This window comes from Arthrobacter sp. UYEF21, assembly GCF_040546085.1.
Taxonomy (GTDB): domain Bacteria; phylum Actinomycetota; class Actinomycetes; order Actinomycetales; family Micrococcaceae; genus Arthrobacter.
Genome location: NZ_JBEPNF010000006.1, coordinates 20098 through 32588 on the forward strand (window position 1 = coordinate 20098; position 12491 = coordinate 32588).

Sequence of the window (12491 nt, forward strand, 5' to 3'; positions counted from 1 at the left end):
TTACGGCAGACCCCCTTTAGCGGCCCTCGTACTCGGCGTCGCTGATGTGCTCGCGCCAGATGGTGGTGGCGGCCGGGTCGTCGCCGTTCACCAGGATGGCGATGCGTCGCCGGCGAACTGTTCCGGCGGGTTCTTGGTGGTCTCGCGGGTTGGTCCGATGTTCATGGCGCTCCCTTTCAGGTGCTAATTGCTGCAGGATGTTGCGGGCAGTAATGAGTCTCGTTCGAGTTGCGGGCTCTGGGGAGTCCCCGGGCGTGAGGAATGCGGGCGGGCCAGGACCAGGAGCCCGAACAGGGACAGCAGCGCTCCGCCGATCATGAGCACGGCCATGGGCACCGCAGTCTCGTCGCCGCCCAGGCCCGCGATGGGGGCGACGATGCCCGCAGCCAGTGCGATGATCTGCCCTATCAAAATGACGCGGCGGGTGGGCACCCGACCGGCCAGGCGTGCCGAGACGAGTGCGGCGATGGTCATGCCGCCCGCGTTCGCGGCGAAAACCACTGAGTATTCCACCGGCGAGAGCCCGTTCATGTTCTGCAGGATGAACGCGGACGTGGCCACGTAGGCGAACAGGGCAATGAAGGCCGACGACGCCACCACCACGTAGCCAACGAAGCGGCGGTTCGAAAGCACAGCCTTAGCCGCACGGCCGGATTCGCCCAGTCCGCCTGCGTGCCGTTTCCCCGGCGGCATGGACTCCGGAACGACGAACAGGGCACAGAGCGTCATCAGGATGCCCAGGGCGGCGAGGGTCCAGAAGGTCATCCGCCAGCCGGTCAGCTGCAGGATGACCGCGCCGCCGAACTCACGGGACACGCGCGGGAACGCCGGGACATACATGTCGGTGCGCAGCGGAGCGACGGCGGTGAGGAAGATGACCGTGGCCACGAGTCTCGCCGGGACGGCCGTCTGCGGCGCTGCTGCCGGTGCGTGCATGGGCTGGTGCTCCATCTGGTTGATGACTGGCCTGGCTGGTCAGTGGCTTGGGAGTTGTTTCCATCAAACCGGCTCCGGGAAGGCTCAGCGAGGGCATTGCTGAAACGCGTTATGGCAGAGCCTCCCAACGTTTTCCGGATCCGTCGTACCGTGTCCTTATGGATAACCGAGCCGAGATCCGGCAGTTCCTCTCCACCCGCCGGGGGCGCATCACACCGGAACAGGCCGGCATCGAACCCTACGGCCGGCGTCGTGTGCCCGGACTTCGGCGGGAGGAAGTGGCGCGCCTCGCCGGTGTCAGCGTGGACTATTACACCCGGCTGGAACGCGGAAACCTCACCGGCGTTTCGGACAGCGTCCTGGATGCCATCGCCCGTGCCCTGGAACTTGACCGGGCCGAACATGACCACCTCTATGACCTCGCCCGCACGGCGAACACCTCAGGCCGGAAACGTGCTGCAGCCCCGGTGCCCTCAGCCGTGCGCCCCGAGCTGCAGTTCCTGCTCGACACCATTACCGGGGCGCCGGCTTTCATCGGGAACAACCGGATGGACATCGTGGCCGCCAACACCCTGGGCTACGCCCTGTATTCGGAGATGTACCGCGGCACCGCACGCCCGGCCAACCATTCCCGTTTCATCTTCCTCGACCCGCGGGCGCACAACTTCTACGCCGACTGGGAGCGGGCGGCAAACACCAACGTCGCCATCCTGCGCCGCGAAGCAGGCCGGAACCCGCACGACAAGGGCATCGCCGAACTGGTTGGTGAGCTCTCGATGCGCAGTGACGATTTCCGCACCCGGTGGGCAGCGCATAACGTCCGGCGGCACTACGCCGGCACCAAGATTTTTCAGCACCCGGTGGTGGGGCCCCTAGAGCTGAACTACCAAGTACTCGGGCTGGAAGAGGACCCCGGGCATACGCTGACGGTCTACCCTGCCACTCCTGGCAGCCCCGCCGAGGAAGCCCTCAAGCTCCTCGCTTCCTGGGCCGTGACCGAGCACATCACCGAAGCCGCCCAGGCGCACGCCCGAGGCTAACTGCCGCCAGCCGCTGCGCCGAGTGCCACGCTCGTTTGAGTCAGTGCGTACGCCGCGCGGCCGCCGTCGGGCGTTCCCTTGATGGGAAGCCCCCCGCGCGAGGTGAACTCGCGCGCGGGGGCTTCCAAGGTTCCGTTCGGGGGTTCGAACCAGGTACGGCAGCGAGTCCGCTCCTGGCGTCACGTTGTTCTCGGGGCTGTAGAACGCTCCGCAGATGGCAGCGGTGGGCGGCCATGTGAAGAACTGGAAGATGGCACAGGCCGAGTCACCGGTGGGCAGCGCACTCGTTTTCATTCCGTAGGCCGCTGCCGGAGTATCGGCCGGCCCCGGAGCGGCATCGTTCCCGCGGGTCTCGAAAATGTACCGCGGTGCGGTGCCGTTGTGAGCCAGTGCCGGCAGTTCCTGTGACTCCAGCACCGAGTACGGGTGACGCTCCATACACGTGGAACCGGTGGCCAAATTGGTCCGAAGGGAGGCCAGCGGCTTGCCTGCCTGGTTGGTCACCTCCGCGAACACACCGCCGCCTGCAGGCAGTTCCCCGGCCGGCTCCCTGACGCTCCACGCCGCGGGAAGGTCGAACGCCAGCTGGCCGTCCGCCGTGGTGTGCACCCTCCACGGGGCCGACCCCGGCGCGGTGGCCGTTGCGCCGGGCGCCGCAGTTGCGGTTCCCGTTGCTGTCGCCGTGGCGCAGGGGACCGTGGAGCTGGGATTTCCGGTCGACGGCGGCGCTGCCTGCGGCGCGCACGCGGTGAGGAGGAAGGCAACGAGAAACGTTGCGGGAATCGCTCTGCCGAACGGCGCTGGCCTGCGCATCTCACCCTCCTTGGGGCTGGCTATGGCCCCAATGTTGTCCGGGCGCGCAGCACGAAAAGGTCTCCCCACGGGCCTTTTGGCACCGAACTGTTGCGGCATGTAACGATCGAATTTTGCGGCTCAGTCCTCGCCAGCGGGGGTGGTGGTCTCCTCATCCAAAAAAATTGATGCGATCTTGAGTGAACCCTTCGTAACCCATGCGGTTAGCGGTTCACGCTGGACGTATCGGCACAAACGGCGGGGAAGCAGGAAGATTCATGGGGAACGAATCAGCTCTCGACGAGGTAGTCGCGGTCGGAGGAGTGATCACCGATCACCATCCGCTCGATTTCTACAGCTTGGGGCTGGCCGGTTGCATTGACCGGCTGACCGCCCCTCTCCGCCAGCAAGGGACGGCGGTCCGCTGGGATACTCCGCACTGGGGCGTCGAGATCCCGGCGGACTGCGCGTCCCTGCTCTACCAGTCAGCCCGCGAAGCACTGAGCAACGCCTTCAAGTACTCAGAGGCCGCCGAACTTACCGTCCAGCTGGCCGCCATCGATCACGGCGTGCGCCTGGTAGTGACCGACGACGGCACGGGCTTTGACAGTCAGCTCGCCTTCAGCGGGCGGCACCACGGGTACGGGCTGCGGCTGATGTCCGTGGCCGTGCACGAGGCCGGCGGCACCGTTCGGGTTTGTTCGACGCCGGGGCAAGGCACCACTGTCACGGTGACCCTGCCCCTGGACTGAGCCCGGGCTTGGGATGGACGGCCTACCGTGAAAGCTTGTCCGGGTCCGGCTCCGGGTCGCCGATGTGGCCCGGCGCATTGGCGGCCAGCCCCCGCTGAACGAACGCGCTGTATTCCTCCATGTAGTGCCGCAGGAACTTGGCCGTCGATTCGTCCTGGACTTCGCCGCCTTCCCCGAAGACCTCGGGCTTGAACTGGATAGACAGACCTCCGGGGCATTGAGCTGGGGAGCACCCAGGAAGCTCAGCACGCCGCGCATGGAGGACTGCATCACGGCCGTCCCGATGCGTCGTAGTCGTAGCCATAGAGCGGCAGGTCTCTGATGGGGATCTCGGTGAATTCGAGGTCCTCCGGCGCGAGGTTGATCAGCGCCTGGGAGAGCGTGCGGTTGATGGACCCTGTTGCCAGGCTCCCCACGAAATATCCGATCTTGTACGTTGCCATGCGATTGTTTCCTTGCCATCAGCCGGCGGCCCGGCTGGCCAGTGAGTTTTGGGCGGTGAAGCGGCACAGTGCCCCCTCAGTCCAGCACAAAACCCTGCCACAGCCATAGGTACTCCGGGGTTATTGACACTCCGCTGCCGGAGGCGCTGAATGATGAATATGCCGCCATCCACCACGCATCCCGGGGAGCATCTGTCATGAAGGACAAACCAGTACCAGCGCAGCGGATCCACAGCGAGGCACCGGCCGAAGGGGACGAAGCCGCGGACCCCACCGACATCCGCGTGCATTCGCAGGAACCGGCCGAAGGCGCCGACCCCGACGATGACTAGCCATCAGCCTGTTCCAGTCGAAGGAGGCGCCATGAGCAGCAAAGTGGAGAAACGCATTGCGGTGGACGTGCCCGTCAGCACGGCTTGCAACTAGTGGACGCAGTTCGAGGAATTCCCACACTTCGTGGACGGTGTGGAAGGCGTGACCAGGCTCAGCGCTAACCGGCTGAAATGGGTGGCGCGCATCGTCGGCGTCCGCAGGGAATGGGAGGCAACCATCCTGGAGCAGGTCCCGGACCACAGGGTTGCGTGGGCGAGCACCGAAGGCGCCACAAACTCCGGCGCCGTGGAATTCTCCGACGCCGGCGGGAACCGGACCGAGGTGTCCCCCACCCTCGAGTACCTGCCGGAGGGAACGCTGGAGAAGGTAGGCGACCTCCTGCATGTGGTGGGCCGCCAGGCAAACCAGGATCTGGGGAACTTCGAAGACTTCATCGAACACGAGGGCCACGCCACCGGGGCATCGCGGGAGTCAGTCCCTGGAGGCGCCCGGGGCGCAGCCAGCGATGCGCCCCACGAATACAACCGGTTCGCACCCTCGTTCGACCAAACAGGCGGCCTGGTGGATCTCGAAGGCGAGTCGGATGAATCGGCGGACGGCGAGCACCACAGCAGGGGTGATCGCAGGCGCGGCCGGCCCAACGACAGGACCGCCCCGCCCCTTGGCGGCAGCCTGGGCGGCCGCTAGTCCAAGGCCGGCACCAGCACTACTTCGTACTGGGTGGCCGTGGTGTCGCCGAACTTGGCGTTCACTGCGGCCAGCCTGGCGCCGGAGCGCGAGTTGCCGAAAAGGGCAACGGTTGTGGGCACTTTGAAGTCCCTGCTGGTGATGACGTCCCGGATCTCGCCGGAGGACAGATCATCGGCGAGCCTGATGCGGCTGATCTGGTTCGAGAAGTTCTGCACCGCCCAGAGCTGATGGCCCCGGACCAGGATGCCGTCAACATTGGGCACATCCACGCCGGCAATAACCGCACTGTTGCCGGTCTCCGGGTCCACGGTGAAGAGCTTGCCGAAGCCCGAGTGGGCAACGATCAGCGTCCCGCCGCCGTCGGCTGCAGCGATGCCATTGAGGTTAAAGTCGCCCGCGAACTCTGCGGCCGGGCCATGCAGCGTCAGCGTCTGCACATCCCCGAGCCTGCCGTGCCGGCCCACCGGAATGAAGTACAGCTGCGCAGCTGCTGAATTGGTGAACCAGGCCCCATCGCGGGTGAGCGTGACGTCGTTGATGAAGCCGGATGCCAGGGTGAAGTCCTTGACCGGCTTGTCCGACTCAGTGTCATAGACATACGCCTTGCCAGTGGCGCCGCCTGCCACGAACAGCAGGTCGTTCCGGACATCGGCTTTCATGCCGACGGCGGCCCGTTGCGTCGAATCAAAATCGGAAACATCAATGAACAGTTCTGCGCTGCCGCCACGGATGTCACCGCGGTAAATGTCACCGAGCAGCAGGTCGCCGGCGTAGAAGGTTGTTCCCCTCCCGGCAGCGATCCCCTCCGCAGAGGTGGCGCCCTCAAGCACAATGACTGAGTCTCCTGGCGGCGTAGCTACGGCCGGGCTGACAGGTGCCAGCAGCCCCATGAGCGCGAAGAAGACCATGGCGGTACGGCGTTGTACTTTTCCTGAATTGTGGGTTGTGCGGGCCATTTTGGATTCCTTGATTCGACGGATCCGCACAGGCCAACATGCGGCAGGCCCGCACGGTTATCCTGCCAGTTTAAGCACCCCGCGCGGTGCCCGCCAGACTTCAAACCCCCTCCTTGGCCGGTCACACTCCGCCCGCCGGAGCCGTACAAGAGGCACCGGACCGCGCACTCTGCTTACAATCGAAACCTCAACCGCCTACTGAGGGACCCATGAAGAAACTCGCCACCGCCCTGATCGCCGCCGGCCTCGTACTCACCGCTTCGGCATGCACCGCGCCCACCAAACTTTCCACCGCCGAAACCTGCGAGCGCGTCCAGGTTGTCATCTCTAACCCCACAAACGGCGGCGGCCAGACCAAGACCGGCCTGGTGCGCCTCGCCAACCAGATCCGGCCCATCGAAGCCGTGGCATCGGACGACCTCAAGCCCGCGCTCGGATCCCTGATCGAGTACGCGGATGAGGCCTCCAAGGAGACCCCGGACCAGGACAAGATTGCAGAGATGCAGTCGAACAATCAGGCTGCCAACAAGGCGCTGTCCACCTTCTGCCAATAGGCTCCCGCGGGAGCGTGCGACGGCGGCCGGCCAGCCGCCGTCGTACGCTGCCCTGCACTGCCGATGTGGCCGGCCTTCTAACGCCGAATCCAAGCACGCACCACCGCGGCCACCAGCTCCATGGCGTGGTGCGCGGAAACTTCCCCGGCGTACTGCAGTGCTGCCTGCCACAGGGCCCGCAGTGCGCTTATGTCCTCGGTGGCCAGTGCGGCGTTCACGTTGCTGTCCTTGATGGAGTCCAGCGGCTGGGGTGCGAAGCATCCGGCCTCGCTGTCGCACCGCAGGTTCTGCCAGTGCGTGGACGTCACCAGCCACCCGTCCTTGAGCGGGGTCCCGGCGGCGTCGAATACTTCAATGAGCGCATCGATGTGCCCATGGAACGGGCACGGGCCATCCGGTGCGGGCAGGTCCCTATAAGACGGCCAGCAGGACGGCCGTGGCCGCCGTATCCGCTGCGAGATAGCCGCGCATGACGCGGGCGAACACGCCCGGCGCCGCTTCCATGGGGGCGTCCACGCGGAGCGGGGCACCGAGCAGGTTGCCCTGCATGGTCACGAAAACAAACGACTCGCGGGGCTCGGCGCCCAGTGCGTGCGGGATGAAACCGAGGATGTCGGCCGGGCCGGTAGCGCGGATTGCAACAGTCATGGTGTTGCTCCTTTTGTCCGAAGATGGGGTGAGGGGACGGCGTAACCGTGCCATCTGCGTCCCTGATTCCCCCGTTGTTTTTGGCTGCTGGCGAAGCTTGCGGAGCTGTGGCCGACGGAGGCCCCTCCACCCGCAGGGCAAGATCCGGGAAATCTTCGGAGGAAATCAGCGACGCAGGAGGGGCTGGCTCCCAAAAACTCTTCGGGTAGTTCGGCGGAGGGGGGCATCGAAGGCACCAGCAAGGGCACGCATTGCATGAGCACAGGTCAGCGCGATTTCCACCATGGGTTCCCCTCACTCCTGACAAGACGGTGGCCGACCTTGCAGCATGAAAATGATTCATTGAAAAGCTTTTTGCCGGGACCTCGAAGGCCGAGAATAAGGGATTCACCTGGGCATTCACAGTCACAGGAGGCTACAGCACAGCATCCGTACCTCAGGGGCGGCTTCCCAGACAATACAGAGTTCCACACCAGCAAAGTTGGGGCCGGGAACACAAGGAAAATCCCTTACACAGCATTGAGATTCCTTCAGCTGGTAGGTGTCCGCTTATCCGTGAGCGATGAGCACGCCTCCGAGAGCGACCCGGAAAAGCGTCTGGGCGGCGGGCGCAGCCTCCGGGCTGGTGGTTGCATGGCGCATAAGAGTCCTCCTCGGGTAGCTTTGCCGTCGACCTGGCTGGCGCTCTCAGGCCACCACGAGTCTAGGCTGGCGACACCAACCGATCACGCGAGGAAGCGCGATCCGGGACGAGCTGCCGGCAGCGGATCCTGGCCAAGGTGAGGCCGCATCATCCTCAGGCTTCCCGCACTGGCTCACTGCCAGTGGCAGCTGCACTGGCGCAGGAAACTAGCCAGCTACATCGAATGTTGGCCAGGAAGCCTAGCCCCCTGCACTTATGTAATAATATTCGCATGGATGCAGATAGGGATTGCGGGTTGCACGTGGACAGCGGATACGTCGAGCTGGCCGTCGAAATCTTCGCCATGCTCGCGGACGCGACCCGGGTGCGGCTGATCCTGGCGTTGCGCGACGGCGAAATGTCCGTCAACGACCTCGCCGAAACCGTGGGCAAGCCCCAGTCCGCCGTGTCGCAACACCTGGCCAAGATGCGGCTGGGCCGGATGGTCTCCACCCGCCAGGAAGGAACCAGGGTGTACTACCGGCTCGAGAACGAGCACGCCCGCCAGCTGGTCGCGGATGCTATCTTCCAGGCCGAACATTCCCTGGGCGGCACACCGCGCCACCACCACCGGACGACAGGGACCAAGAACCCATGAAACAGACCCACGATCACACCCAGGACCACGGTACGGTCGGGCCGACCCACACCCACGATCACGATCAGGATCATGGCCGCGACCTCGAGCATGACCCTGAGCACGGGCATGAGCATGGGCACGGGCACCCTCGCGGACTGAAGGGTTTCTTCCACGGTTTGTTCGTTCCGCACAGCCATGACGCGGCGGATTCGGTGGACGAAGCGATGGAATCCTCCGTCAAGGGCATCCGGGCCCTGAAGATCTCCCTCGCGGTGCTGGCGGTCACCTCGCTGCTGCAGCTGACGGTCTTTCTTTTCAGCGGCTCGGTGGCCCTGCTGGCGGACACCATCCATAACTTCTCCGACGCCCTGACCGCCGTTCCCCTGTGGGTGGCCTTCATTCTCAGCCGCCGTGCGGCGACGCGGACCTACAATCACGGCTTCGGCCGGGCCGAGGACCTGGCCGGGCTGTTCATCATTGCCATGGTCGCCCTCTCCGCCGTGGTGGCTGCGGTGGAGTCGGTTATCCGCATCTTCCAGCCCCAGCCCCTGAACAACCTCGGCTGGGTTCTGGCCGCCGGCCTGCTCGGCTTCGCCGGCAATGAGATCGTCGCGGTCTACCGGATCCGGGTCGGCAAGGAAATCGGTTCCGCGGCACTGGTCGCGGACGGTGTCCACGCCCGGACCGACGGCTTTACCTCCCTGGCCGTCGTCGCAGGTGTCATCGGCGTCTGGCTCGGGTTCCCCCTGGCGGACCCCATCATCGGCATCCTGATCTCGGTCGCCATCTTCGTCCTGCTGTGGGGCACGGCCCGGGACATCGGCCGCCGGCTTCTGGACGGCGTGGAACCGGGCCTGCTGGAACGCGCGGAAGCTGCCATCGCGCCGGTCGCCCCGGCAGCGTCCACCGTCAGGCTGCGCTGGAGCGGACACCGGCTCCACGTGGAAGTCACCACACCCGCGGACCCGGACTGGACCATGGCCGACCTCGCGGACCTCAGCCGTTCTGTGGAAGAAGTCGTGCGGTCCAACATCCGCAACGTCGGATCGGTTCTCGTCGTTGCCCGCTAATCGATCCCCCGCGCCACAGGGAGACGCTAGTTCAGCTGCGCCGAGTAGCGCCGACCCCTGTCCCGATTCCGTCGACGTCGCCGTCGCCGTCGGCGGAGGGTTCGCATTCGTCACCGTGACTACCGACGGGTATGAACTCGTGCCAGTTCGGAGTCGAAGAGTCCGTGGTTGCGTGGGCGGAACAGTACTGCGCAATGGCGGATCTCGCCGTGCACAGGTATCGGGGGTCGTGGGGTGTGCCCCCCTGCATCGAGGAATGGGACCGCGACCCAGCGCTTCTGGTGCCGTTCGACGAAGGAACGGCCGCCTTCGTCGCGAAAGAGCAGGGCATCCGAACATCCCTCGATGAAGGCGTCGCCGATCTTCGTATGGCTGCGCACTGACAAGAAACCGGACCTGGGGTCTTGCCCGAGTGAAGACTCGCAGCTCGCCAGGAATCAACCCCAGGGTGAGATGTGAAGTGCGCGTCACCGCGGGACGAGGAGGTCGCTTTGCCGAGGCCGTGGAGGCCACCCTCCGCGTTGCCAATGCGCTCGTGTCCCACCGTCCGGGCCAGCCGCTTTGGCGGGCTGGTGGTGATGGACCGGCACCTGTACTGCCAGCTCGCGCTGCGCACAGCGAAGGGCTTGCCGCGCGGCCGACTGCTCCCCCGGCTGCTGTCCCGCCTGGCGGCACCCGATGCCGTGGTGCACCTGGATGTGGAACCCGCGGTGGCCCACCGGCGCATCATGGCGCCCGGCACAGATACCGAGACGCTGGCAGACCTGGTGTCACTCCAAAACGCCTACCGATCCCTGCCGGAGTACCGGTCCTTCCTCAAGCTCGACGCCGGCCAGCCGCCTGCGGACGTGGTGGACTCACTGCAGCACAGCGTGCGTTACAAATATGCCGTGCCCGTCTAAGCCCCGGCAACAGTCCCCCGCAACAGTCAGCGCCGGCTCAAATCAGCGCGTGCAATCCCCGGCTCCGCGGCCGGCCGAAGGACGCCGTCCCCAAAAACTCGACGGCGACGAACGGCTCGGCGCCAACCACCCACTCATCGTGCCCGGGCGGCAGCGCATACGTGTCGTGGGCGCGGATAGTGGAGCTCACGCCGTCGGACGTTTGAATCTGCAGCGAGCCGGAGACGCAATAGCCCAGGTGGTTGTGTTCGCAGAACTCCGTCAGTTCAGTGGGTTTGGCGGACTCGGACCAACGCCAGCCGGGAGCGAGGATCAGCCGGGCCACCGAGTAGTCATCGACGGTGACAAGATCGAACTCGGCCTTGTCCGGGCATCTCTTTTTGTCCGGGACGTCCAAGGACTTAACGGCCAGGGCTCGGATGAAATTTGCGGTCATAAAGGACACAGCCTAAGAAATGATTCGCGGGCGCATAAGGGACCACGCAGGGCGGCGCGGTTAAAGGCGGGCGGCAAACGTACTGCAGAGACCATTCTGAGTATCTTTAACGGTATCCCTGCCGGAGCTGAAGTCAATGAAAGATCCGGGACCTGCGGAATACTTCATATGACGCCCGGGTTGTTACGGGAGCAGAAAGCCCGCTTCACTAGTTTTTGCCTTTAGCCACCAGAGTCTCCCGAAGGAACGCCATGCGCCCCCAACTGACCATCAAGCTTCAGCCAGGTACCCAGGCCCCGGATTTCACCCTGCAGGACGCCGCCGGCAAGGCCACCTCCCTGTCTGACTACCGCGGCAAGAACGTCATCGTGTACTTCTACCCGGCCGCTGCAACACCGGGCTGCACCACCGAGGCCTGCGATTTCCGCGACAGCCTCACGTCCTTCCAGGGCTCCGGATACGAAGTGTTGGGCATTTCCCCGGACGCCCCCGAGAAGCTCGCCGACTTCGCGGGCGAGTTTGACCTGACCTTCCCGCTCCTGTCCGACGAAGACCACGCGGTGGCCCTCGCCTACGGCGCCTGGGGCGAAAAGCTGGTGAACGGCGAAATCGTCGAAGGCCTCGTCCGGTCCACCGTAGTGGTCGACCCCGCGGGCAATGTTGCGCTGGCCCAGTACCAGGTCAAGGCACAGGGCCACGTCGCAGCTCTCCGGGACGCGCTCGCGGCCTAGCCTGGCCGGTAGAGGCAGCCGCAGATCGGAGTCAGGCATGGCGATCGAAGTTCGCCCCGGCACGCTTTTTGAGGATGTCCGGACCGTTGTGGGGCCCAAGCGGCTCCACGCCAACGTGGGCTGGCCTGAGGTACCGGATCCCGGCCAAGCATCAGGGTCCGGCCGGGCCACCGCGGCTACGGCATCTGCCACCTGCGCAAAGGTGACGTGGAGTTGGCCCGCAGCTCTGGCGCCCCGACCCATCGAGGGCTACCCGGCGGACGACAAGGGCACATAGGTGGACCTCACCACGGCCGGAATGAGTCAGGGCTTTTTTCGCCAGTTATTTGGCCAGCCGGAATCGATCACCCACAGGGCCAGCAGAAGCGCGTCCATGGTCATAAGCCCAGCTAAAAGGTAAGCCCAACCTGTATACCAATGCACGGCGATCTCCTGACTTGGTATCCCCAGCCACTCGATGGTGGTAAGTCTGGCATGGATTGGGTCAGGAAGGAACGGCTACTTCAGCAGCGCCACCAGGCGGCCGTGGACCTCGGTTTCGCGGTTGAGGCGAAGGGTGAGTTTTTCCACTTTTTCAGAAAGCTCGATGCCGACAGCCAGCCGGTCACCGGGCCAACTCGATGCCTCCCAGGATTCGCCCAGCGCCTTGGCCAGCGACCGCGAAAGGGACCGGAGCTTCCAGTAATGGCTGAGGTAATGGACAGTCCTGCGAGGACGGCGGCCCTGCTTCAAGAACCGCCACGAGCCAGCCACCCTGACCGAAAGTCCGTTATCGGATTCAGTTCTTTCCATCACCCCTGCACCGTCCTCAGGCAAGCCGCGCATTCTGTCAAAGCCTTCCTCGAAGCTCCTGCTTCGAGTGTGGCCATGGACGCTCAAGGTCCCATCAAGGCAGCGCAAATATTCCCACAAGACCTGACACCCGCGTGTGGCGTTGGGGTAGCCT

16 protein-coding genes and 2 pseudogenes are annotated in these 12491 nt (G+C 64.9%); 11 read left to right on the top strand and 7 right to left on the bottom strand.

Annotated features, from left to right (window positions below):
- Positions 1 to 183: 183 nt before the first annotated feature.
- The gene (locus ABIB27_RS08480) at positions 184 to 936 is read right to left on the bottom strand and encodes an MFS transporter (RefSeq protein ID WP_354253788.1); all 753 of its coding nucleotides are present in this window, start codon (positions 934 to 936) and stop codon (positions 184 to 186) included.
- 158 nt (positions 937 to 1094) lie between these two features.
- Between ABIB27_RS08480 and ABIB27_RS08485 the strand changes: the two genes are divergently transcribed.
- Positions 1095 to 1976, top strand: coding sequence for a helix-turn-helix transcriptional regulator (locus tag ABIB27_RS08485; RefSeq protein WP_354215625.1), 882 nt, complete (start codon positions 1095 to 1097; stop codon positions 1974 to 1976).
- A 1070-nt stretch (positions 1977 to 3046) separates the two neighbouring features.
- Positions 3047 to 3520, top strand: coding sequence for a sensor histidine kinase (locus ABIB27_RS08490; protein WP_354215626.1), 474 nt, complete (start codon positions 3047 to 3049; stop codon positions 3518 to 3520).
- Between the two features lie 22 nt (positions 3521 to 3542).
- On the opposite strand, the pseudogene ABIB27_RS08495 reads toward ABIB27_RS08490, so the two are convergent.
- A pseudogene (locus tag ABIB27_RS08495) lies at positions 3543 to 3963 on the bottom strand (NADPH-dependent FMN reductase).
- A gap of 197 nt (positions 3964 to 4160) precedes the next feature.
- On the opposite strand from ABIB27_RS08495, the gene ABIB27_RS08500 reads away from it, so the two are divergent.
- Together ABIB27_RS08500 and ABIB27_RS08505 are read left to right on the top strand one after the other, a co-directional pair.
- Positions 4161 to 4295: a hypothetical protein gene (locus ABIB27_RS08500; RefSeq protein WP_354215627.1), complete on the top strand. Its 135-nt coding sequence runs from the start codon at positions 4161 to 4163 to the stop codon at positions 4293 to 4295.
- A gap of 106 nt (positions 4296 to 4401) precedes the next feature.
- A pseudogene (locus ABIB27_RS08505) lies at positions 4402 to 4983 on the top strand (SRPBCC family protein); the annotation flags it as partial.
- On the opposite strand, the gene ABIB27_RS08510 reads toward ABIB27_RS08505, so the two are convergent.
- Positions 4980 to 5942, bottom strand: coding sequence for an SMP-30/gluconolactonase/LRE family protein (locus tag ABIB27_RS08510; protein WP_354253789.1), 963 nt, complete (start codon positions 5940 to 5942; stop codon positions 4980 to 4982). The pseudogene ABIB27_RS08505 and the gene ABIB27_RS08510 overlap by 4 nt on opposite strands.
- 209 nt (positions 5943 to 6151) lie before the next feature.
- Between ABIB27_RS08510 and ABIB27_RS08515 the strand changes: the two genes are divergently transcribed.
- A complete protein-coding gene (locus ABIB27_RS08515; RefSeq protein ID WP_354215629.1) occupies positions 6152 to 6496 on the top strand; it encodes a hypothetical protein in 345 nt (114 codons plus the stop codon).
- A 77-nt stretch (positions 6497 to 6573) separates the two neighbouring features.
- On the opposite strand, the gene ABIB27_RS08520 is transcribed toward ABIB27_RS08515, so the two are convergent.
- Positions 6574 to 6804 (bottom strand): hypothetical protein, encoded by a 231-nt coding sequence (locus ABIB27_RS08520; protein ID WP_354215630.1) that lies wholly within the window; start codon positions 6802 to 6804, stop codon positions 6574 to 6576.
- Between the two features lie 103 nt (positions 6805 to 6907).
- Entirely contained in the window at positions 6908 to 7144 is a 237-nt protein-coding gene (locus ABIB27_RS08525; RefSeq protein ID WP_354215631.1) for a DUF4192 family protein, read from the bottom strand.
- 914 nt (positions 7145 to 8058) lie between these two features.
- Between ABIB27_RS08525 and ABIB27_RS08530 the strand changes: the two genes are divergently transcribed.
- The 4 genes from ABIB27_RS08530 (at position 8059) to ABIB27_RS08545 (ending at position 10378) form a co-directional block, all read left to right on the top strand.
- Positions 8059 to 8424 carry an ArsR/SmtB family transcription factor gene (locus tag ABIB27_RS08530; RefSeq protein WP_354215632.1) on the top strand — a complete coding sequence of 122 codons (366 nt, stop codon included), beginning with the start codon at positions 8059 to 8061 and terminating at the stop codon, positions 8422 to 8424.
- Positions 8421 to 9476 carry a cation diffusion facilitator family transporter gene (locus ABIB27_RS08535; RefSeq protein WP_354215633.1) on the top strand — a complete coding sequence of 352 codons (1056 nt, stop codon included), beginning with the start codon at positions 8421 to 8423 and terminating at the stop codon, positions 9474 to 9476. Before ABIB27_RS08530 ends, ABIB27_RS08535 begins: the two co-directional genes overlap by 4 nt.
- Before the next feature lie 131 nt (positions 9477 to 9607).
- Positions 9608 to 9859: a hypothetical protein gene (locus ABIB27_RS08540; protein ID WP_354215634.1), complete on the top strand. Its 252-nt coding sequence runs from the start codon at positions 9608 to 9610 to the stop codon at positions 9857 to 9859.
- Between the two features lie 144 nt (positions 9860 to 10003).
- Positions 10004 to 10378: a nucleoside/nucleotide kinase family protein gene (locus ABIB27_RS08545; RefSeq protein ID WP_354215635.1), complete on the top strand. Its 375-nt coding sequence runs from the start codon at positions 10004 to 10006 to the stop codon at positions 10376 to 10378.
- 37 nt (positions 10379 to 10415) lie between these two features.
- Here ABIB27_RS08545 and ABIB27_RS08550 read toward each other — a convergent pair whose 3' ends face one another.
- On the bottom strand, positions 10416 to 10814 hold the full coding sequence (locus ABIB27_RS08550) for a cupin domain-containing protein (protein ID WP_354215636.1): 399 nt from the start codon (positions 10812 to 10814) through the stop codon (positions 10416 to 10418).
- A 251-nt stretch (positions 10815 to 11065) separates the two neighbouring features.
- Here ABIB27_RS08550 and bcp point away from each other — a divergent pair, with 251 nt between their 5' ends.
- Together bcp and ABIB27_RS08560 are read left to right on the top strand one after the other, a co-directional pair.
- Positions 11066 to 11545 carry a thioredoxin-dependent thiol peroxidase gene (gene bcp, locus ABIB27_RS08555; protein ID WP_354253790.1) on the top strand — a complete coding sequence of 160 codons (480 nt, stop codon included), beginning with the start codon at positions 11066 to 11068 and terminating at the stop codon, positions 11543 to 11545.
- A gap of 37 nt (positions 11546 to 11582) precedes the next feature.
- On the top strand, positions 11583 to 11822 hold the full coding sequence (locus ABIB27_RS08560; RefSeq protein WP_354215638.1) for a hypothetical protein: 240 nt from the start codon (positions 11583 to 11585) through the stop codon (positions 11820 to 11822).
- Positions 11823 to 12043: 221 nt separating this feature from the next.
- Here the strand turns inward: ABIB27_RS08560 and ABIB27_RS08565 are convergent, their stop codons facing one another.
- Complete coding sequence (locus tag ABIB27_RS08565) at positions 12044 to 12337, bottom strand: hypothetical protein (protein WP_354215639.1); 294 nt, start codon at positions 12335 to 12337, stop codon at positions 12044 to 12046.
- Positions 12338 to 12491: the final 154 nt, after the last annotated feature.